General features: G+C 64.2%; 19 protein-coding genes and 1 pseudogene. 17 read left to right on the top strand and 3 right to left on the bottom strand.

What is annotated here, in order from left to right; genetic code table 11:
* The first annotated feature begins 140 nt into the window (after window positions 1-140).
* From nirS to NLX68_RS12345, 11 genes are all read left to right on the top strand, one after another.
* Window positions 141-1709, top strand: a complete 1569-nt coding sequence (gene nirS, locus NLX68_RS12395; protein ID WP_223253866.1) for a nitrite reductase — start codon at window positions 141-143, stop codon at window positions 1707-1709.
* Window positions 1710-1733: 24 nt separating this feature from the next.
* The gene (locus tag NLX68_RS12390) at window positions 1734-2048 is read left to right on the top strand and encodes a c-type cytochrome (RefSeq protein ID WP_010221916.1); all 315 of its coding nucleotides are present in this window, start codon (window positions 1734-1736) and stop codon (window positions 2046-2048) included.
* Window positions 2049-2067: 19 nt separating this feature from the next.
* Window positions 2068-2391 (top strand): cytochrome c, encoded by a 324-nt coding sequence (locus tag NLX68_RS12385; RefSeq protein ID WP_254284229.1) that lies wholly within the window; start codon window positions 2068-2070, stop codon window positions 2389-2391.
* The gene (locus NLX68_RS12380; protein ID WP_254284228.1) at window positions 2388-3566 is read left to right on the top strand and encodes a cytochrome D1 domain-containing protein; all 1179 of its coding nucleotides are present in this window, start codon (window positions 2388-2390) and stop codon (window positions 3564-3566) included. The genes NLX68_RS12385 and NLX68_RS12380 overlap by 4 nt, the downstream gene beginning before the upstream one ends.
* A 1-nt stretch (window position 3567) precedes the next feature.
* Window positions 3568-4026 (top strand): Lrp/AsnC family transcriptional regulator, encoded by a 459-nt coding sequence (locus NLX68_RS12375; RefSeq protein ID WP_254284227.1) that lies wholly within the window; start codon window positions 3568-3570, stop codon window positions 4024-4026.
* A complete protein-coding gene (locus tag NLX68_RS12370; protein WP_254284226.1) occupies window positions 4023-4532 on the top strand; it encodes an AsnC family protein in 510 nt (169 codons plus the stop codon). Before NLX68_RS12375 ends, NLX68_RS12370 begins: the two co-directional genes overlap by 4 nt.
* Complete coding sequence (locus NLX68_RS12365; RefSeq protein ID WP_254284225.1) at window positions 4525-4968, top strand: Lrp/AsnC family transcriptional regulator; 444 nt, start codon at window positions 4525-4527, stop codon at window positions 4966-4968. The genes NLX68_RS12370 and NLX68_RS12365 overlap by 8 nt, the downstream gene beginning before the upstream one ends.
* Window positions 4943-5443, top strand: coding sequence for a nitrite reductase (locus NLX68_RS12360; protein ID WP_254284224.1), 501 nt, complete (start codon window positions 4943-4945; stop codon window positions 5441-5443). Before NLX68_RS12365 ends, NLX68_RS12360 begins: the two co-directional genes overlap by 26 nt.
* Before the next feature lie 15 nt (window positions 5444-5458).
* On the top strand, window positions 5459-6637 hold the full coding sequence (nirJ, locus tag NLX68_RS12355; protein ID WP_254284223.1) for a heme d1 biosynthesis radical SAM protein NirJ: 1179 nt from the start codon (window positions 5459-5461) through the stop codon (window positions 6635-6637).
* Between the two features lie 72 nt (window positions 6638-6709).
* On the top strand, window positions 6710-7540 hold the full coding sequence (cobA, locus tag NLX68_RS12350; protein WP_254284222.1) for a uroporphyrinogen-III C-methyltransferase: 831 nt from the start codon (window positions 6710-6712) through the stop codon (window positions 7538-7540).
* A complete protein-coding gene (locus tag NLX68_RS12345; protein ID WP_254284221.1) occupies window positions 7537-9021 on the top strand; it encodes a nitrite reductase in 1485 nt (494 codons plus the stop codon). The genes cobA and NLX68_RS12345 overlap by 4 nt, the downstream gene beginning before the upstream one ends.
* Here NLX68_RS12345 and hemN read toward each other — a convergent pair.
* The 3 genes from hemN to NLX68_RS12330 all read right to left on the bottom strand — a co-directional run bounded on the left by hemN (window position 9018) and on the right by NLX68_RS12330 (window position 12256).
* On the bottom strand, window positions 9018-10403 hold the full coding sequence (gene hemN, locus NLX68_RS12340) for an oxygen-independent coproporphyrinogen III oxidase (protein ID WP_254284220.1): 1386 nt from the start codon (window positions 10401-10403) through the stop codon (window positions 9018-9020). The two genes, NLX68_RS12345 and hemN, sit on opposite strands and share 4 nt — an antisense overlap.
* Window positions 10390-11691, bottom strand: coding sequence for a coproporphyrinogen III oxidase (locus tag NLX68_RS12335; protein ID WP_254284409.1), 1302 nt, complete (start codon window positions 11689-11691; stop codon window positions 10390-10392). Before NLX68_RS12335 ends, hemN begins: the two co-directional genes overlap by 14 nt.
* A gap of 121 nt (window positions 11692-11812) precedes the next feature.
* Complete coding sequence (locus NLX68_RS12330; RefSeq protein ID WP_254284219.1) at window positions 11813-12256, bottom strand: CopD family copper resistance protein; 444 nt, start codon at window positions 12254-12256, stop codon at window positions 11813-11815.
* A gap of 183 nt (window positions 12257-12439) precedes the next feature.
* On the opposite strand from NLX68_RS12330, the gene NLX68_RS12325 reads away from it, so the two are divergent.
* The 6 genes and pseudogenes from NLX68_RS12325 to NLX68_RS12300 all read left to right on the top strand — a co-directional run.
* Window positions 12440-12865, top strand: a complete 426-nt coding sequence (locus NLX68_RS12325) for a DUF1810 domain-containing protein (RefSeq protein WP_254284218.1) — start codon at window positions 12440-12442, stop codon at window positions 12863-12865.
* A gap of 185 nt (window positions 12866-13050) precedes the next feature.
* Complete coding sequence (locus tag NLX68_RS12320; RefSeq protein WP_254284217.1) at window positions 13051-14790, top strand: dipeptidase; 1740 nt, start codon at window positions 13051-13053, stop codon at window positions 14788-14790.
* A 173-nt stretch (window positions 14791-14963) separates the two neighbouring features.
* A complete protein-coding gene (locus NLX68_RS12315; RefSeq protein ID WP_254284216.1) occupies window positions 14964-15572 on the top strand; it encodes a hypothetical protein in 609 nt (202 codons plus the stop codon).
* Window positions 15573-15729: 157 nt separating this feature from the next.
* Window positions 15730-18333, top strand: coding sequence for an autotransporter outer membrane beta-barrel domain-containing protein (locus tag NLX68_RS12310; protein WP_254284408.1), 2604 nt, complete (start codon window positions 15730-15732; stop codon window positions 18331-18333).
* On the top strand, window positions 18333-19223 hold the full coding sequence (locus NLX68_RS12305; protein ID WP_254284215.1) for an alpha/beta hydrolase: 891 nt from the start codon (window positions 18333-18335) through the stop codon (window positions 19221-19223). The genes NLX68_RS12310 and NLX68_RS12305 overlap by 1 nt, the downstream gene beginning before the upstream one ends.
* Window positions 19224-19296: 73 nt before the next feature.
* Window positions 19297-19507 (top strand): annotated as a pseudogene (locus NLX68_RS12300) (DUF2857 domain-containing protein); the annotation flags it as partial.
* Window positions 19508-19563 lie beyond the last annotated feature (56 nt).

Raw genomic sequence — 19563 nt, 5'->3', positions numbered from 1 at the left:
CTAGCCTGAGGAGAGAAGGAATGCTGATCAGTAATCGAAAAACCTTTGCCCTGAGCCTCGCCAGCCTCTGTTCGGCGCTGGCGCTGGCGTTGCCCACCAGCGTCGGCGCCGAGCAGAAAAGCGCTGCCGCACAACCGGCCATGGTCACCACGGCCGGCGCGCCGGACATGACCCAGGCCGATTTCGATGCCGCCAAGGAGATCTACTTCCAGCGCTGCGCCGGTTGTCATGGCGTGCTGCGCAAGGGCGCCACCGGCAAGCCGCTGACCCCGGACATCACCCAGGCCCGTGGCCAGGCCTACCTGGAAGCGCTGATCAGCTACGGCTCGCCAGCCGGCATGCCGAACTGGGGCACCTCCAACGCGCTGACCAAGGCGCAGATCACCAGCATGGCCCAGTTCATCCAGCACACCCCGCCAACGCCGCCGGAATGGGGCATGGCCGAAACCCGCAACACCTGGAAGCTGCTGGTCAAGCCCGAAGACCGCCCTACCCGCCAGCTGAGCACGCTCAACCTGCAGAACCTGTTCTCGGTGACCCTGCGCGACGACGGCAAGATCGCCCTGATCGATGGCGACAGCAAGCAGATCGTCAAGCTCATCGAGACCGGCTACGCCGTGCACATCTCACGGATCTCGGCGTCCGGCCGCTACCTGCTGGTGATCGGCCGCGATGCGCGCATCGACATGATCGACCTGTGGCCCAAAGAGCCGACCAAGGTCGCCGAGATCAAGGTCGGCATCGAGGCGCGCTCGGTGGAGACCTCCAAGTTCAAGGGCTTTGAAGACAAGTACACCATCGCCGGTTCCTACTGGCCGCCGCAGTTCACCATCATGGACGGCGAGACCCTGGAGCCCAAGCAGATCGTCTCGACCCGCGGCATGACCGTCGACAAGCAGGAGTACCACCCCGAGCCACGAGTGGCGGCGATCATCGCCTCCCACGAATGGCCGGAGTTCATCGTCAACGTCAAGGAAACCGGCAAGGTCATGCTGGTCAACTACGAAGACATCAAGAACCTCACCATCACCAGCATCGACGCTGCGCCGTTCCTGCACGACGGCGGCTGGGACAGCAGCCACCGCTACTTCATGACGGCGGCCAACAACGCCAACAAGGTCGCGGTGATCGACTCCAAGGAGCGCCGCCTGACCGCCCTGGTCGACGTCGGCAAGACCCCGCACCCCGGCCGTGGCGCCAACTTCGTGCACCCGCAGTTCGGCCCGGTGTGGGCTACCAGCCACCTGGGCGATGCCGGCATCTCGATGATCGGCACCGACCCGCTCAAGCACCCGCAGTACGCCTGGAAACAGGTCGGCTCGCTCAAGGGCCAGGGCGGCGGCTCGCTGTTCATCAAGACCCACCCCGACTCGCGCCACCTGTACGTCGATACCACCCTCAACCCGGACGCCAAGCTCAGCCAGTCGGTGGCGGTGTTCGACATCGACAAGCTCGATGCCGGCTACAAGGTGCTGCCGATCGCCGAGTACTCGGGGATCAAGCAAGGCGCCCTGCGCGTGGTCCAGCCCGAATACAACAAGGCCGGTGACGAGGTGTGGTTCTCGGTATGGAACGGCCAGACCGAAGAGTCGGCGCTGGTGGTGATCGACGACAAGACCCTGGCGCTCAAGCAGGTGATCAAGGACAAGCGGCTGATCACGCCAACCGGCAAGTTCAATGTCTACAACACCCAACACGACATTTATTGAGCTTCATCAACGCAAGGAGTCGTCATGAAAAATACCCTGCTGTCACTGTGCACCCTGGCCGCTGCGTTGAGCCTGCAAACGGCCCTGGCCGATGACGGGCTGGCGCTGTTCCAGAGCAAGTCCTGCGTTGCCTGCCATGCCGTCGACGCCAAGCTGGTAGGCCCGGCGCTCAAGGACGTGGCGGCCAAGAACGCCGGCGTCAGTGGCGCCGCCGACACCCTGGCCAGCCATATCAAGAACGGTACCCAAGGCAATTGGGGGCCGATCCCGATGCCGGCCAATGCGGTCAGTGATGATGAAGCAAAACAGTTGGCCAACTGGGTCTTGAGCCTCAAGTAACCCACCCAAGGAGGGCGTCATGAAAACTCACCGCGCTGTCGTATGCCTGGCGGCCCTCCTGCTCTGCCCCCCTGTTTTCAGCGCGCCTGACGCCCTGCGCCAGGCGCAGCTCAAACACCTGCTGGCCCAGGACTGCGGCGCCTGCCATGGCCTGCACCTGACCGGCGGCCTGGGCCCGGAACTGACCCCGGCGGCCCTGGCCGGCAAACCCCGTGACGGCCTGATCGCCACCGTGCGCCTGGGCCGCCCCGGCACCGCCATGCCCGCCTGGGAGGCGCTGTTGAGCGCCGACGACATCGGCTGGCTGGTCGATCATCTTGTGCAAGGAGCCCCCGCCCCATGATCCGACGCGTACTGATACCCGCCACCTGCGCGCTGCTGGTGTCCGCCTGTACCCAGGCGCCGCTGCGCGGCACTGGCGACCTGGGCCTGGTGGTGGAGCGCGCCAGCGGTAGCGTGCAAATCATCGACAGCACCGCGGGCAAGGCCCTGGCGCGGATCGACGGGCTGGGCGATTTGTCCCATGCCTCGGCGGTGTTTTCCCGCGATCAACGTTATGCCTACGTGTTCGGCCGCGACGGCGGCCTGAGCAAGCTCGACCTGCTCCAGCAGCGCATCGACAAACGCCTGATCCAGGGCGGTAACAGCATCGGCGGTGCAATCAGCCAGGACGGCAAACTGATCGCGGTGTCCAACTATGTGCCCGGCGGGGTCAAGGTCTTCGATGCGCACAGCCTGGAACTGGTCGCCGACATTCCCGCCACCCTGCTCGCCGACGGTAAAAAACGCTCGCGAGTGGTCGGCCTGGTGGACGCGCCCGGCCAGCGCTTCGTGTTCAGCCTGTTCGACAGCGGCGAAATCTGGAGCGCCGATTTCAGCCAGGGCAACACACCGAAGATCACCCGCTTTGCCAATATCGGCCAGCAACCCTACGACGCGCTGATCAGCGCCGATGGCCGCTATTACATGGCCGGCCTGTTCGGCGAAGACGGCATGGCCCAGCTTGACCTCTGGCACCCTGAGCGCGGGGTCAAGCGCGTGCTCGGCGACTATGGTCGCGGCCAGGAAAAACTGCCGGTGTACAAGATGCCGCACCTGGAAGGCTGGGCGCTGGCCGACAACCAGGCCTTCGTGCCGGCGGTGGGGCGCCATCAGGTACTGGTGATGGATGCCCGCACCTGGCAGCAGACCGACGCCATCGCCGTCGCCGGGCAACCGGTGTTTGTCACCGCGCGCCCGGACGGACGCCAGCTGTGGGTCAACTTTGCCTACCCGGACAACGACCGGGTGCAGGTCATCGATACCGAGAGCCACGCCCTGGTCGCCGACCTCAAGCCCGGCCCCGCCGTGCTGCACATGGAGTTCACCGCCCGCGGCGACCAGCTGTGGCTGTCGGTCCGTGACGGCAACCAGGTGCAGGTCTGGGACCCGTACAGCCTCAAGCGCCTCGCCACCCTGCCGGCCGCGGCCCCCAGTGGCATCTTCTTTAGCAGCCGCGCCCAGCAGATGGGGTACTGAGATGCCGCTACTCGCCCTTGAGCAGCGCATGATCGAGCGTTTCCAGCATGGCATGCCGATCTGTGCCGAGCCCTACCTTGAGATGGCCCAGGTGCTGGACTGCAGCGAAGCGCAGGTGATTGCCTGCCTGCAGCAGATGGCCGAGCGCGGCAGCCTGTCGCGCATCGGCCCGGTGTTCGAGCACCACCGCGCCGGCGCCAGCACCCTGGCCGCCCTGGCCGTGCCCGCCGAACGCCTGCAACAGGTGGCCGAACGCGTCAGCCAGTACCCCGAGGTCAACCACAACTATGCCCGCGAGCATCACTACAACCTCTGGTTCGTGCTGACCGGGCCGGACCGCCCGCACCTGCAGCGGGTGCTCGACGAACTGGAAGCCGACACCGGCCTGACCCCGCTGGACCTGCCGATGCTCACCGCCTACCGCATCGACCTGGGCTTCGCCCTGGGAGACGCACCATGAGTTGCCCGCTCGACTCCGCGCAATGCCTGGCCCTGCGACGGTTGCTCGAAAGCGGCCTGCCGCTGCTGCCCCGGCCTTACCAGGCCCTGGCGCAGCAGATCGGTGCCCAAGAGCAGCAGGTACTGGCGCAGCTCGACCAGTGGCAGCAGCAAGGCCTGTTCCGCCGCCTGGGCCTGGTGCTCAACCACCGTGCCCTGGGCTTTACCGCCAACGCCATGCTGGTGCTGGACATCCCCGATGCGCTGATCGACGAAGTCGGCCAGCGCCTGGGGCGCGAGCCGCAGGTCAGCCTCTGCTACCAGCGGCCGCGGCGCTTGCCGCAGTGGCGCTACAACCTGTTCTGCATGGTCCATGGCCGCCAGCGCGAGCGAGTCGAGGCGCAGATCGCAGGGTTGCTCGAACGGCACCAGCTCAGCGACCTGCCCTATCAACTGCTGTTCAGCACCCAGGCGTTCAAACAATGCGGCGGCCGCTTCGCCCCTCTTGGAGCCCGCCCCCATGGATGAACTCGACCGCCGCCTGATCAATCGCCTGCAACTGGGCCTGCCGCTGGTGCCTCAGCCCTGGCAGGTGCTGGCCGAGGAGCTGGGCAGCAGCAGCGAGCAACTGCGCGAACGCCTGCAACGCCTGCTCGACGACGGCACCCTGACCCGCTTTGGGCCGATGTTCGACATCGAGCGCCTGGGTGGCGCCTTTACCCTGGCGGCGCTGAAGGTCCCCGAGGCGCGCTTCGAGGCCGTCGCCGCGGTACTTGAGGCCATGCCTGAAGTCGCCCACAACTACCGACGCGAACACCCCTGGAACATGTGGTTCGTGCTCGGCTGCGCCAGCCTCGAAGCCCTCAACGACGCACTACGGCGCATCGAACAGGGCACCGGCCTGACCCCGCTGAACCTGCCCAAGGAGCAGACTTACCATGTCGGCTTGTACTTCCCAGTCTGAACAGGCCCTGGCCCTGCGCCTGGTGGAACTGACCCAGGCCGGCCTGCCGCTGGTCGACGACCCGTGGGCCTGGCTGGCCGAACAGTTACAGCTGAGCGTCGAGGCGACCCTGGCGCTGCTCAAGCGCCTGCAGGCCGACGGCGCCATCCGCCGTATCGCTGCGGTGCCCAACCACTACCGCCTGGGCTATTGCTGCAACGGCATGACCGTCTGGGATGTCGACGATTCGCAGATGCCCCGCCTGGGCCGGCTGATCGGCGCCCAGCCCTTCGTCAGCCACTGCTACCGGCGCCCGCGCAGCGGCGACTGGCGCTACAACCTGTTCGCCATGGTCCATGGCCGCAGCAGCGCTGAAATCAACAGCTACCGCGAGCACCTGCGCTACCTGCTGGGCGATGCCTGCCGGGCCGACGACATGCTGGTGAGCAGCCGCATTCTGAAAAAAACCGGTTTACGCCTACCCACCGGCCCCTGAACCAAGGAGCGTTGCATGTTGAGGATCAGCCACTACCTGCGCACCCTGGCCGGCCACAGCCCGGCCCCTCGTACCAGCCCGGCGGGCAGCACGCGCCCGCCGGTGGTGATCTGGAATCTTCTGCGCCGTTGCAACCTGACGTGCAAGCACTGCTACGCCACCTCGGCCGATAGCGCGTTTCGCGACGAGCTGGACACCGAAGCGGCCCTGCAGGTAATCGACGACCTGGCCGAGGCCGGGGTCAAGGTGCTGATCCTCTCCGGCGGCGAGCCGCTGCTGCGCGGCGACCTGTTCCTGCTCAGCGCCCATGCCCGCGACAAAGGCATGTTCGTCGCCCTGTCGAGCAACGGCACGCTGATCGATGAAGACAACATTGCCCAGGTGCGCGCGGCCCGCTTCGATTACGTCGGCATTAGCATCGATGGCCTTGAGGCCACCCACGATGCCTTTCGCCAGCTCAACGGCAGCTTCGCCCGTTCGCTGAAGGCTATGCGCCTGTGCCGCGAACACGGTATTCGCGTCGGCATGCGCACCACCCTGACCCAGGACAACCACGCGCAATTGCCGCAGCTGCTGGCGTTGATGCGCGACTGTGACGTGCACAAGTTTTACCTCTCGCACCTGAACTACAGCGGCCGCGGCAAACGCAGCCGCAAGCTCGACGCACTGCAGCAGATGAGCCGCGAAGCGATGAACCTGCTGTTCGACCAGGCCTGGGAGGATATCCAGCACGGGCGCGACAGCGACTTCGTCAGCGGCAACAACGATGCCGATGCCATCCTTTTGCTGCAGTGGACCGCGCACCATCTGCCCGAGCACTACCGGCAACTGGAACAGATGCTGCGCGCCTGGGGCGGCAATGCCTCAGGCTGCGCCATCGCCAATATCGACAACACCGGCGAGGTGCACCCCGACACCTACTGGTGGCAGCACTCGGTGGGCAATGTACGCCGCACGCCGTTCCGCACCCTGTGGCTGGAACAGCCCGACCCTCTGCTGCTGCGCCTGCGCGAGCATCCCCGGGCCGTGACCGGGCGCTGCGCCGCCTGCCGCTGGCTGAGCATCTGCAACGGCAACACCCGCACCCGCGCCTGGGCCGCCGGTGACCTCTGGGGCCAGGACCCCGGCTGCCACCTGAGCGATGAAGAAATCGGCCTGCCGCCATCGGCGCGCATTCCTTGCGTCACGCATTGACAACCTGACCGGGCAAGCCGCCGACACAGGCGACAACCCGGCACCCCTGATGATGGATCAAGGAACGCCCTCATGCATTGTGCCTCCGTTCTACCTGCCGCCCTGCACTCGCCCTTCAACCCCGGGGAAGTCGCCCTGGTCGGCGCCGGGCCCGGTGACCCGCGCCTGCTTACCCTGCGCGCCTGGAGCCTGCTGATGCAGGCCGATGCCGTTGTTTACGACCGGCTGATCAGCGGCGAACTGCTGGCGCTGATCCCTACCGCCTGCAGCCGCCACTACGTCGGCAAGATCAGCGGCTACCACAGCCTGCCCCAGGCGCAGATCAACCAGTTGCTGGTCGACCTCGCGGCCCGGGGCCAGCGGGTGGTGCGGCTCAAGGGCGGCGACCCGTTCATCTTCGGCCGTGGCGCCGAAGAGCTCGATTACCTCCTGCAGCACGGCATCGATTGCCAGGTGGTACCGGGCATCACGGCCGCCGCCGGCTGCAGCGCCTATGCCGGCATCCCCCTGACCCACCGCGACCTGGTCAACTCCTGCCGCTTCATCACCGGCCACTTGCAGCACGACGGCGAACTCAACCTGCCCTGGCAGAACCTGGCCGACAGCAGCCAGACCCTGGTGTTCTACATGGGCCTGTCCAACCTGCGGCTGATCGCCGAGCAATTGATCGGCGCCGGGCTTGCGGCCGATACGCCGGCGGCGCTGATCAGCCAGGGCACGTGCGCCGATCAGCAGGTGCTGCGCGGCAGCCTGGCGCAGTTGCCAATGCTGGCCCGCCAATGCCCCGCCGCCACGCCGACGCTGACGGTGATCGGCCAGGTGGTCGGGCTGTTCGCCGAGCAGGCGCTGCGCTACCCGGCGCACTTTGCCGGTGCCGCGCTGGCCGCCGAGGTCGCGCCATGAAAGCCCTGGCCCTTGTCCCGTGGTTATGGATGGCTTCGGCCCAGGGCGGCCCGGCCCTTGACCAGGCCGCGGCGGACTACCAACAACATTGCCAGCAGTGCCATGGCGCCCATCGTTTCGGTGCCAGCGGCCCGGCCCTGCTGCCGGAGAGCCTGAGCCGGATCAAACCCGCCGAGATCCGCCAGGTGATCACCGGCGGCCGCCCGGCCAGCCAGATGAACGGTTTTGCCCAGGTATTGAGCCCAGCCCGGATCGACGACCTGGTGGCCTACCTGCAACAGCCCCCGGCCACGCCACCGACCTGGAGCGACAGCGAGATCCGCGCCAGCCACCAGGTGTTCAACGCTGTCGACAGCCTGCCCGGCACACCCCAGCACGGCGCCGACCCGCTGAACCTGTTCGTGGTGGTCGAAGCCGGCGACCATCACATCAACATCCTCGACGGCGACCGCTTTACCGTACTGGCCCGTTTTGCCTCGCACTTCGCCGTGCATGGCGGGCCGAAATTCTCCCCTGACGGGCGCTTTGTCTACTTCGCCTCCCGCGATGGCTGGGTCAGCCAGTACGACCTGCACAACCTCAAGCTGATCGCCGAAGTGCGCACCGGGCTCAACACCCGCAACCTGGCGGTGAGCAAGGACGGGCGCTGGGTGCTGGTGGGCAACTACCTGCCGGGCAACCTGGTGCTGCTCGACGCCCGCGACCTGAGGCCGGTGAAAACCATCGCCGCCGTTGGCCAGGACGGTACGCCGTCGCGGGTCAGCGCGGTGTACACGGCGCCGCCGCGAGACAGCTTCATCGTTGCGCTCAAGGACGTGAAAGAGGTGTGGGAACTGTCCAGTGCCGGCCAGCCCGACTTCGTGCCGCGGCGCATTGCCGCCGAGGATTTTCTCGACGACTTCTCCTTCTCGCCGGACTACCGGCAGCTGCTGGCCACCTCACGCAAGGCCAACGGCGGCCAGGTGATCGACCTCGACAGCGGCCAGGTGCTCAGCCGCATCGCCCTGCCCGGCATGCCGCACCTGGGCTCCGGCACCTGGTGGCGGCGCGGCGGCGACTGGGTATTTGCCACGCCGAACATCAGCAAGGGGCTGATCTCGGTGATCGACCTCAAGACCTGGAACGTGATCAAGGAGATCCCGACCCTGGGCCCGGGGTTTTTCATGCGCAGCCACGCCAACTCGGCCTATGCCTGGACCGATGTATTCTTCGGCCCCGACAACGATGCCATCCACCTGATCGACAAGCAGACCCTGGAGATCGCCCACACTCTGCGACCGGTACCGGGCAAGACCGCCGCCCACGTCGAGTTCAGCCACGACGGCCGCTACCTGTTGCTGAGCATCTGGGCCAACGACGGCGCGCTGATCGTCTACGACAGCCAGACCCTCAAGGAGCTCAAGCGCATCCCGATGAACAAGCCCTCGGGCAAGTACAACGTCGGCAACAAGATCGAGTTCGCCGAAGGTACCTCGCATTAAACCGTGCGCGAGAACTGGCCTTTGCGCCCACCGCCCAGGTAGGCGTCAAAGGCCATGGCGGTGTTGCGCATCATCAAGTGGCCCTGGGGCAGCAACTGCAAGGCGTGCCGGTCAAGCGCCAGCAACTGGTCATCCACCTGCTCGGCCAACTGCTCCAGGGCCTCGGCGAAGTAGTCGTTGAAGCGGATGCCATGGGCCGCCTCGAAGGTGGCGAAATCGACACGGCCATGGCACATCAACTGGTTGATCACCTCGCGGCGCAACAGGTCGTCGGCGTTCAGGCGGTAGCCGCGCTGGATCGGCAACAGGCCCTGGTCGAGCCGCGCATAGTACTGCGACAGCAGCTTGACGCTCTGGCTGTAACTGTCGCCGACCTTGCCGATGGCCGACACGCCCAGGCCGATCAGGTCGCAGTCGGCGTGGGTCGAGTAACCCTGAAAATTACGCTGCAGGGTGCCCTTGGCGCGGGCCAGGGCCAGTTCGTCGTCCGGCAAGGCAAAGTGGTCCATGCCGATGTACACGTAACCGGCTTCAGTCAGGCGCTGGATGGTCAGCTCCAGCAGCTCCAGCTTGCGCTCCGGCGGCGGCATGTCTTCGCGGCGGATCATCCGCTGGGCGCGCACCTGCTCGGGCAGGTGGGCATAGCTGTAGGCGGCAATGCGGTCCGGGCGCAGGGCGATGATTTTTTCCAGGGTCACGTCGAAGCTCTGCACCGTTTGCAGTGGCAGGCCATAGATCAGATCGACGCTGATCGACTTGAAGCGCGCGTGGCGTGCGGCGGCCACCAAGGCGTAAATCTGCGCTTCGCTTTGCCGGCGATTGACCGCGGCCTGTACATCGGCATCGAAATCCTGCACGCCGAAACTCAGGCGATTAAAGCCCAGGCCACGCAGCATCTGGATTTGCCCGGTACTGACGGTGCGCGGGTCGACCTCGATGGAAAACTCGTGCTCGTCGCTGTCATCAAGGTTGAACGCCTGGTGCAGGCAGTCCATCAACTCGGCCAGTTGCGCGTTGCTCAGGTAGGTCGGGGTGCCGCCGCCCAGGTGCAGCTGGGTCAGCTTGCGGCTGCGCTCGAACAGCGCGCCCTGCAAGGCGATCTCCCGCTTCAGGTAGCCCAGGTACTCGGCCGCGCGGTGTGTCTTGCGGGTGATGATCTTGTTACAGGCGCAGTAATAGCAAAGGCTCTGGCAGAACGGGATATGGATATAGGCCGACAGCGGTTTGGCCATCGGCGCCTGGTTGCTGGCCTGCACCGCCTGCAGGTAGTCATCGAGGGCAAAGGCCGGGTGAAACTGCGGTGCGGTCGGGTACGAGGTGTAGCGCGGGCCCGGACGGTCGTACTTTTGTACCAGGGCGCGGTTGAATTCAAAGGCTGGCATCGTGATCGACCCATTGCTGATGGAGGGAAAGCCCCGGGCTGCTCTGTTCGAACAACTGGCAGATGGCATCCACGTCCACTCGGCCTGCGGGCAATATGCTGATGTAACCTGCGCCCAGCTCGACCAGCCCGGCGCGGCTCATGGCCTCCAGCTGGCGCCAGGCGCTGGCGAAGTGCTGGCGAAAGTCCAGGCCATAGCGGCTTTCGATGGCCTGGATATCCAGCTCCAGATCACAGGCCAGGCGTTCCATTACCCGCTGGCGCACCTGGTCGTCGGCCTCGCAGCGCCAGCCGCGGCAGGTGGCCAGCTGCTCGTTGCCCAGCTGTTGCAGGTAGTGCGCCAGGGTTAGCGCATTCTGCGCATAGAGCGCGTCGAACTGGCTGATCGCCCCCAGCCCGAAGCCGACATGGTCACAGTAACCGTGGCGGGTAAAACCCTGACAATTGCGGCGCAGTCGCCCGCGTTCCTGGGCGATGGCCAGGTCGTCGTCGGCGCGCACGAACTGGCCCAGGCCGATAGGCTGGTAGCCCGCCTGTAACAGTTGCTCAAAACAGGTGCGCCGCATCTGCGCCTTGTCCTGCTCGCTGCAGGGCGCTTGCCGGGCACTGTGGGCATAGCGTGGCGGCGGTTGGCTGTAATCGAACACCTGCAGGCGGTCGGGCTCAAGCTCGATCAGGGTGGCGAGCTTGCGGGCGAAGCTGTCCGGGGTCTGCCAGGCGTGGCCGTAGCCCAGGTCGACACTGACCGAGCGAAAATCAAAGGTCCGCGCCGCATCGATCAGCGAGTGAATCGGCGCCGGGTTCTGCCAGCGCGCGGCCGACAGCGCACCGTCCGGCGTGCAATCCGGCACGCCGATGCTGACCTGGTTGAAGCCCAGCTCACGCAACAGGCCCATGCTCGCCCAATCGGTGTGCTGCAGATCGACCTCGACGCCGTAGTCACCGAGCTCATGCTCAAGGAAGGTAAAGCGCCTGCGCAGGTGCGCCATCAATTGCTGCAACGCTGCAGCGTCCAGGCGGGTAGCGCTCAGCTGGAACTGCTCGACGCGCTGCTCGGCACTCAGGTGACACCCCACCAGGGCGATTTCCCGCCGCAGGCAGTGCAGATAGCGCTCCTGCTCCAGACTCTCGAGCCCGGCCGGCACCTGCAGGCTCAAGGACAACGGGCGCAGTTGCTGGCGGCTGGCACGCAGCGCACGCAACACGTCCAGCGAGCCGATCCCGGCGTGAAACCTGCGGGTATCGGCATGCCCCCTGGGCTCGCTCGGCCACTGCCCGTACGGGGGCATCTGCGCGGGGTAGCGATGAAGAGTATCGAGCATGACAGGGCTCCGAGACAGGCTGCGGAACCTTAGTGTCTGCCCAGAGCGGCCGGAGGGCCTTGATTTGCATCAAGCGCCGCGCGACTGGCTACCAGGTCAGGTAGAACATGGCCTTGGCCAGCACCAGGATCAGCAGCACATGCGCGAATACGCTGTGATGAATGAACTTCACCCGGCCGCTGCTCATCTGCCCGGTTCTGAACAGCAGCATGGCAATCAGAAAATGCACCAGTACACTACCGGCAACGATGACCTTCACCAGCAGCAAGGTGCCGAACGACGAGCTCAGCGGCGCGGCCAGCACCGGCAGATAACGCTGCCAGACCATCCCCACCCCGGCGCCGAACAGCACCAGCAGCACCCAGGGCATCAACTGCCGGGCGCGCTGGCCGATGGCCTGTTCGAGCAAGAGCATGAGTTTGGCCGGCAGCTGTTTGCGGATGTGCTCCAGGAACAACAGCTCGAAGAACACCGTACCGATGAACATCACTGCGGCGAACAGGTGCAGGGTTAACAGCAGCGGGTAAAGCATCGGGACCTCGGCGCGAGTGTGGTACTGGGCTGGAGACTAGCGCGGTGGGCAGTAGCCTGCGTTGATGGCAATCAACAAAGCGCAGCCAACGTTCATTGCCGGCCCCCACACAAGAAATGCAATCTGCCCTGCTCTATGCTGACCTGTGTGAGTGCACATTCAACGCTGCAAGGGAGCGACAACATGGCGGATCCCTTCAATCTCACTCGTTTCGTCGACGCCCAGGAGCCGGTGTATGAGCGGGTTATGCAGGAGCTGCAGGCGGCTCGCAAGACCAGCCACTGGATGTGGTTCATCTTCCCGCAGCTGCGGGGCCTGGGGCACAGCGAAACCGCCGAGCGCTACGCCATCAGCGGCGCCGAGGAAGCCCGGGCTTATCTGCAGCATGAACTGTTGGGGCCACGCCTGGAGCGCTGCGTTGCTACCCTGCTGCAGCACCCGGACAAAAGCGCGTTGCAGATCCTTGGCCACCCCGACGAACTCAAATTGCGTTCCTGCCTGACCCTGTTTGCCCGGGTAGCGCCCGAGCCGCTGCTGTTCCAGCGGGCGCTCAAGCAATTTTATGACGGCAAGACGGACACCCGGACGTTGGCGCTGCTCGGCGACTGAACAGCGGCGACAGCCGACAAGCTGTCCTCCCCTGGGCTTTTTGCGTTTCTGCGCCGCTTTTACATTTCTGTGCGACACATCCCACTTCAGGGACTCCCGTACCAGGCCCTCATGGTGGTAGCTTGGAAATGTTTTGTTGCACCTATCCTTTCTCATCATTTGCCTGCAAAGGAATGCCCCCCGCAATGAATTTCGCCCTGAAAAAACTGGCTGCGGCCACCCTGATGCTGGCTGGCCTGGCATCCATCACTTCGCCTGCCCATGCCAACATCACCGCGCAGCAGAGCGCGGCCATTCTCAAGAGTTTCAGCGACGCATCGGTCAAGGATTTCCGTCAGTTCCTCGCCAGTGTGGCGAAAAGCGAACTCGGCAAGGCCGACAAGCTCGACCAGAGCATCGCCGCCTTTCTCGGCAGCAAGCAGTTGACGGCTGAGCAACAGAACGAAATCCATCGCCTGCTGGGTATCTATGCGCGGGTGAAATACGGCGATGCGGCCACCCAGACCTTGCGTGAACTGGTAGCCATTCCGACCTTTCGCGTCGACGGTGTTGCCCAGCACGACAACCCCGAGTTCATCAAGATCGCCGACAAGATCAAGGGCCTGGCCCAGGCCTTCAACCTGAACTTCCGTAACATCGACAACCGTGTCTATGAAATATCCCTGGAAGGCCAAGGCGATGAAGTGGTCGGCATTCATGCCCACGCCGACGTGGTGCCGGTGACGCCGGAGAACTGGGTACTCAAGGACGGTACCCGCCTCGACCCGTTCAAGGTCACCCTGATCGGTGATCGCATGTACGGCCGTGGTACCGAAGACGACAAAAACGGCATCGTCGTGGCGATGTATGCGATGAAGATCATCAAGGAAGAAAAGCTGCCGCTGGCACGCAACTTCAAACTGCTGGTCGACACCACCGAAGAGACCACCGGCGACGCCATCCCCTATTACTTCGAGCGCAACCCGACGCCCAACTACAACCTGGCGCTGGACGGTGGCTACCCGGTGGTGATCGCCGAGAAAGGTTATGGCACGGTCATGGCCAGCTTTGCCCGGCGCGCAGGCGAAGGCAAAGGCGCTGAAATCATCGCGCTGACCGGCGGCCTGGCCACCAACCAGATCCCGTCCACCTCGGTGGCTACCCTGGTGACCGACAAGCCCGCCGAATTGGCTGCCAGCCTGCAAAAAGCCGGCGCTGAGTATGCCAAGGCCAATGGCGGCAACTTCGAGGTAAGCGCCAAGGTCGATGGCAAGAACGTCAAACTGACCGTCACCGGTGTCTCGGCGCACTCCTCGGAACCGGAGTCCGGGGTCAACCCGGTGGCGCGGATGCTCGACTTCCTCAATAGCCTCGATGGCAAGGTCGCGCTCAAGCACAACCACATCACCGACGCCGCCCGCTACGCCGCCGACAACTGGGGCCTGGACTACCTGGGGGGCAAGCTGGGAGTCGGTTTCGCGGACACATTCATGGGCCCGCTGACCACCTCGCTGACCTACGTCGGCCTCGACGACAAAGCCTTGAAGCTGGCGGTCAACCTGCGTGTGCCGAAGGGCAAAAGCCCGCAAACCCTGAAGAGTGAAATCGCTGGCAAGCTGGATGCGTGGACCAAACAGAGCCACATCACACCGACCTTCGACTACTCGATCGCCGAGCCGATGTACCGCAACCCCGAGGGCGAATGGGTCAAGGCGTTGCTGGCAGTCGCCAGCGAGAACCTGGGGATGAAGCACGGGTTCGGCACCTCCGCTGGCGCCACCTCGGTGCATGAACTGCCCAATGGCGTGCAGTTCGGCCTGGCCATGCCCGACGTCAAATACACCGGGCATAACGACAACGAGTTCAAGACCGTGGAGCAGTTCTTGCTGGACCTGCAAGTCGTGACGGAAATGATGGGGCGTGTGGGGCAGATGCCCAAGCTTTGACGCGCCTGGCAGGCCCGCTGTGGTGGCGGGCCCGCCTTGTTGACGGTGTTGCGCAGTTTCTTCAGCGATGTCGCCGTGCTGCAGGTTATGATCCCCCCGCCCCACCATGGAATGGATCAAACATGCAAAAGACCTCGCCCCGGCCAAGGTTGCTCAGGGCCACACTGTTGGCATTGGCTGCGCTGAGCAGCGCCAGCATCAGTGGCTGCCTGACCAGCGCGCTGTATGAGCCGCGGGCCAGCGATGAAGTCTATACAGAGCAGGTTGGCCAGCTCTATGTCACGGCTGACCAGAAGAGCCTTGTGGTGCTGGGCAAAAAATACCACTACGTCATCCTGGTCGAACCCGAACTGTTGCAGGCGATCCGCTCAGGGCTGCATGCAAAGATGCAGGCTGAGTTTCTGCCGGTCCACGTCGGCATGTTTAAAACCCTGGATGGCGAGTTCGTACTCAAGATTCCCGGGCTTGGGCAACTTGATCCACGCGAGCTCAACGAGGCGCAAGCGCTGGGCTTCGTTGCGTCGGCGCAGCAGGACGCCCTGCTGCATCGCTACAGAATCCGCGGCAGCCGGTTTGAGTCCGCAAAGGACATCACGGGTTTTCAGGGCAATACGCTGAACAGCACATACACCCTTCAGGTGTCGGCCTACAGGGAAAAGAGCAAGGTTACCCAGGTACTGCTGACGCCGGTCACCGTCACCGCTGATGGCGTGTTGATGATCCTCGCCGCACCGCTGTTGCCGGTGGCGTTCATGGTGGCTCAACCGTTCCGGGTCAAGTAGCGGTCAAGCAATCAAATAATATCATTTTGACATCAACTCATTTACCATCGCCGCGCTCTTCTGCGTGGCCCTACCTTTTTTGTCGCAACGAGGTTCAGCCCCGCACGGAAGCGAAGCACCCAAAACTCCGTTAAAGGAATGAACCGTGACCCCCGTGATGTTTCGCAAGACCCTGCTCGCCCTGGCCGTAGCCACCACTGCCCTGCCCGCCTTCGCAGACACTGTCCAGCTGACCAACGCCGGCATTAAAAGCGAGCACCAGCACTACAGCGGCAATCTCGAGATCACCGGTGCCTATAACGGCCGCAGCGCTGAAGATGCCATCGAACTCAACGGTTCGAGCATCGACAAGGATCTGATCCTCAACGCTACTATCAATAGCACCGGCGACTTCGCCGGCGGCGTTGACATGGACGTCTGGGAAGGCACGCAACCGTGGGTCGCCAACAGCATCGGCGGCGACGTGATCAACAAGGGCAGCATTTCCGCCATCGGCGGTGGCGCCAACGCACTGATGATCGACCCGGCGAAGATCGGCGGCAGTGTCATCAACGAAGGCCTGCTGTACGCAGAAGGCGCCCCGCTGAGCGATGACGGCGGCCGCGACGTCGCCCGCGCGGTGGACTTTTCCGGCTCGTCGGTGATCAACGGCGACCTGCTCAACGCTGCCAGCGGCAAGATCATCGCCAAGGGCGAAGATGCCAAAGGCATCAACCTTGAAGGCGGCAAGATCGTCGGCAAGGTCATCAACCGCGGCCTGATCGAAGTCACCGGCGCAGGCGCCACCGGCATCGACGCCACCACCAGCGGCTCGGGCATCCAAACCGACATGGTCGACCTGGCCGGCATCGAGAACCACGGCACCATCATTGCCAACGGCGACGACGCCGAGGGTATCCGCATCGACGGCGCCAGCTTCACCGGCATGAACAACCACCTGGTCAACACCGGCACCATCCGCGCCGAAGACGCCGCCATCGCCATCGGCTTCAGCGACTTCGACAGCCCGGGCGCCCAGCCCTGGTACAAAGAAGAAGGCGATTTCAACATCTTCAACAGCGGTTCGATCATTTCTGCCGACGAGGCCATCGACGCCTCGGAAAGCAACCGCCCGGTCGAGCTGATCCTGCGCAAAGGCAGCGTGATTGTCGGCAACCTGATCGACCTGAGCAACATCGAGATCGAAGGCGACACCTCGTTCACCGGTACCGACAGCCGCGCTGACGGCGCCAACATTCGTATGAAAGACGGCGGCTGGATCGATGTCGGCAGCCTCAGCGACGACCTGAAAACCACCCTGACCTTCGAAGCCCCGCACACCAGCATCGACGGCAACCTGTACGTCGCCGGCAATTCGGCCCTGGGCCTGAACCTGAGCAGCGCCACCGACGCCAACACGGCTGTGCTCAAGGTCAGCGGCACCACCCAGTTCGGCCAGGGCGCCCAAGTGCAGCTGGCGGCCAAAGGCGAAGACTTCAATGCCAACGGCAGCACCTACAAACTGATCGAAGCCGGCCATATCGAACTGCTGGGCGCCGACGGCGAAAGCGTCGACCCGAACGGCAAACTCAACCTGGTCAGCAGCTCGGCGCTGCTCAAGGTCGACAGCTTCACCGTCGACAACAATCAGGTGGTGGCTGTAGTCACCGGCAAGGGCAAGGAAGAAGTCGAGCAGATCATCACCAACCAGGGTGGTTCGGCCAACAGCCAGAAAGCCCTGGGCAGCCTGACCGCCGACGGCATGATCGGCAAGCTGGCCAACAACGACCCGTTCAAGCAGGCATTGCTCAACGCCGACGAAGCCCAGGTCGCCAAGCTGGCCTCGGAACTGACCCCGGAAACCAACGGCGGCGCGACCCAGGCCGCCACTACCAGCCAGAACCTGGTGAGCAACGTCACCGGCAGCCGCACCAGCTCGCTGCGCGGCGCGTCTTCGGGTGAGGGTTTCAAGGAAGCCGGTGTCTGGGTCCAGTCGCTGTACAGCGATGCCTCGCAGGACCTGCGCGACGGCGTGGCCGGCTACAACGCCTACAGCCGCGGTATCGCCGTGGGTGCCGATGGCAAGCTCAACGACAACCTGACCCTGGGCCTGGCCTACAGCTTCATCAACACCGACGTGAACGGTAAAAGCGGCAACCAGACCGAAGTCGACAGCCATGCCTTCACCCTCTACGGTGGGTTCGAGCAGGGTAACTACTTCGTCGATGCCAGCCTGACCTACGGCTTCAACGACAACCAGAGCAAGCGCAGCATTGCCGGCACGCAAGCCAAGGCCGACTATGACAGCGACCTGCTGGGCCTGAACCTGATCGGTGGCTACACCTACCACATCAACCCGCAGGTACTGCTCGAGCCGCGCCTGGCTGCCCGCTACAGCCTGGTGAACATCGACGGCTACCGTGAAAAAGGCTCTTCGGCAGCGCTGAAAGTTGAAGACCAGCGTTACGAAGCCATCGAACTGGGCGCAGGCCTGCGTGTAGCCGGTAGCTTCGCCCTGGGCGCCGGTACCCTGGAGCCGCAAGCCAAGCTGATGGCGTATCACGACTTTGCCGCTGACGAAGCGAAAAGCACCTCGACCTTCCTGCTCGGCAGCACGCCGTTCGTGACCAGCGGTGCCAAGGCAGCACGCAACAGCTACGAAGCCGGCGTGGGTGCCGACTACAAGCTGGGCGCGGTGACCCTGGGCGTCAACTACGACTACATCGGCAAGTCGGGCTTCGATGCCGACGTATTCTCGGCGAAAGTCCGTTACGACTTCTGATGAGCAAACGTCTTGCCGGCCCACGCCCGTGGGCCGGCGTCTGTCGAACCGTGGGGGCGCTGCTGGTCAGCGCCCTTCTCTGTGCCTGCCAATCCTCCTTTCAAGCGCTGCAGCAACTGGCTGAACAGCACGGTCGACATGTAGAGGTAGTACCGGGACAGCCATTTCCGCTCGCCATCCTGGCACCACCTGAGCAGCGTGCAACCGAGCGTCTGCGGGTGTACCTGGAAGGCGACGGCCATGCCTGGGCCACGGCGACTCAGCCCAGCCTTGATCCGAGCCCGCGCAACCTGCTGGTGGCACGACTGGCGCTTGAGGATCCGACCCCGAATGCCTATCTCGCACGGCCTTGCCAGTTCGTCACCGCAGCAGGCTGTACCTCTGCGCTGTGGACTGATCGGCGCTTCTCCCAGGAAGTCGTCAGCAGCCTCAGCCAGGCGCTGGACCGGCTCAAACAGCGCTTCGGCAATCGCGAGTTCGAGTTGGTGGGGTATTCCGGTGGCGCGGCGTTGGCGGTACTGCTGGCCGGGCAACGGGACGATGTCACGCAGATCCAGACCATTGCCGGCAATCTTGATCCAGGGTTATGGGTACAGCTCAAAGGCTTGTCGCCGCTGAACGGTTCGCTGGACCCGATGGTCTATCGGGAGCGCCTGAAATCATTGCCCCAGCGGCATCTGCTGGGAGGTCGCGACCAGGTGATTGCGGGTGAGATCGCCGCCAGCTTTCGCGGCAATCTGCGTTCGAGCGACTGCAATCAACGGGTGATCATCCCTGCCGCGACGCATGAGTCAGGCTGGGAGGCTGCGTGGAGGGCTTGGCGAAGCCAGGCGATCGAAAAGTGCAATCAACTACAGGGCCTTGACCCGCACATCCCAACCAACTTTTGAGCGTCCAGAAGCGGAAACTCAATCGGCGCCCGGATCTCCAGCTCGCCCGAACTGTCAGTCCAGCGCCTTGCTCATGATCACGACCTTCAATTTGTTGAACCATGCCATGTTGAACCAGGTGCTGCACGAGCTGCGCCATGGCCGCCTGCAGCGCTGTAAAGCCCTGGGGTTGGCCGATGAAGCTATCGAGGTCCTGCACGGAAACCGCACTGCGTCGCCGCGTGCTGAAAATCGAGACCCACCGCGGCCGGCCGGTTCAGGAGTATGACGTGTGGAACCGCTGGTTCAACCTGGTCGATCGCTCACGTGTGACTGATGACAATCCCTTCGACGACTAGCC

Source organism: Pseudomonas sp. SBB6, from assembly GCF_024213215.1.
GTDB lineage: Bacteria > Pseudomonadota > Gammaproteobacteria > Pseudomonadales > Pseudomonadaceae > Aquipseudomonas > Aquipseudomonas donghuensis.
The sequence above is the reverse complement of the archived record's forward strand: the minus strand, read 5'-3'. Positions and strand labels throughout refer to the sequence as shown.

Bases quoted from the DNA above. Each gene is read 5' to 3' on its own strand.
- nirS (WP_223253866.1), top strand. From the start codon at position 141: ATGGTCACCACGGCCGGCGCGCCGGACATGACCCAGGCCGATTTCGAT.
- NLX68_RS12390 (WP_010221916.1), top strand. From the start codon at position 1,734: ATGAAAAATACCCTGCTGTCACTGTGCACCCTGGCCGCTGCGTTGAGC.
- NLX68_RS12385 (WP_254284229.1), top strand. From the start codon at position 2,068: ATGAAAACTCACCGCGCTGTCGTATGCCTGGCGGCCCTCCTGCTCTGC.
- NLX68_RS12380 (WP_254284228.1), top strand. From the start codon at position 2,388: ATGATCCGACGCGTACTGATACCCGCCACCTGCGCGCTGCTGGTGTCC.
- NLX68_RS12375 (WP_254284227.1), top strand. From the start codon at position 3,568: ATGCCGCTACTCGCCCTTGAGCAGCGCATGATCGAGCGTTTCCAGCAT.
- NLX68_RS12370 (WP_254284226.1), top strand. From the start codon at position 4,023: ATGAGTTGCCCGCTCGACTCCGCGCAATGCCTGGCCCTGCGACGGTTG.
- NLX68_RS12365 (WP_254284225.1), top strand. From the start codon at position 4,525: ATGGATGAACTCGACCGCCGCCTGATCAATCGCCTGCAACTGGGCCTG.
- NLX68_RS12360 (WP_254284224.1), top strand. From the start codon at position 4,943: ATGTCGGCTTGTACTTCCCAGTCTGAACAGGCCCTGGCCCTGCGCCTG.
- nirJ (WP_254284223.1), top strand. From the start codon at position 5,459: ATGTTGAGGATCAGCCACTACCTGCGCACCCTGGCCGGCCACAGCCCG.
- cobA (WP_254284222.1), top strand. From the start codon at position 6,710: ATGCATTGTGCCTCCGTTCTACCTGCCGCCCTGCACTCGCCCTTCAAC.
- NLX68_RS12345 (WP_254284221.1), top strand. From the start codon at position 7,537: ATGAAAGCCCTGGCCCTTGTCCCGTGGTTATGGATGGCTTCGGCCCAG.
- hemN (WP_254284220.1), bottom strand. From the start codon at position 10,403: ATGCCAGCCTTTGAATTCAACCGCGCCCTGGTACAAAAGTACGACCGT.
- NLX68_RS12335 (WP_254284409.1), bottom strand. From the start codon at position 11,691: ATGCCCCCGTACGGGCAGTGGCCGAGCGAGCCCAGGGGGCATGCCGAT.
- NLX68_RS12330 (WP_254284219.1), bottom strand. From the start codon at position 12,256: ATGCTTTACCCGCTGCTGTTAACCCTGCACCTGTTCGCCGCAGTGATG.
- NLX68_RS12325 (WP_254284218.1), top strand. From the start codon at position 12,440: ATGGCGGATCCCTTCAATCTCACTCGTTTCGTCGACGCCCAGGAGCCG.
- NLX68_RS12320 (WP_254284217.1), top strand. From the start codon at position 13,051: ATGAATTTCGCCCTGAAAAAACTGGCTGCGGCCACCCTGATGCTGGCT.
- NLX68_RS12310 (WP_254284408.1), top strand. From the start codon at position 15,730: ATGTTTCGCAAGACCCTGCTCGCCCTGGCCGTAGCCACCACTGCCCTG.
- NLX68_RS12305 (WP_254284215.1), top strand. From the start codon at position 18,333: ATGAGCAAACGTCTTGCCGGCCCACGCCCGTGGGCCGGCGTCTGTCGA.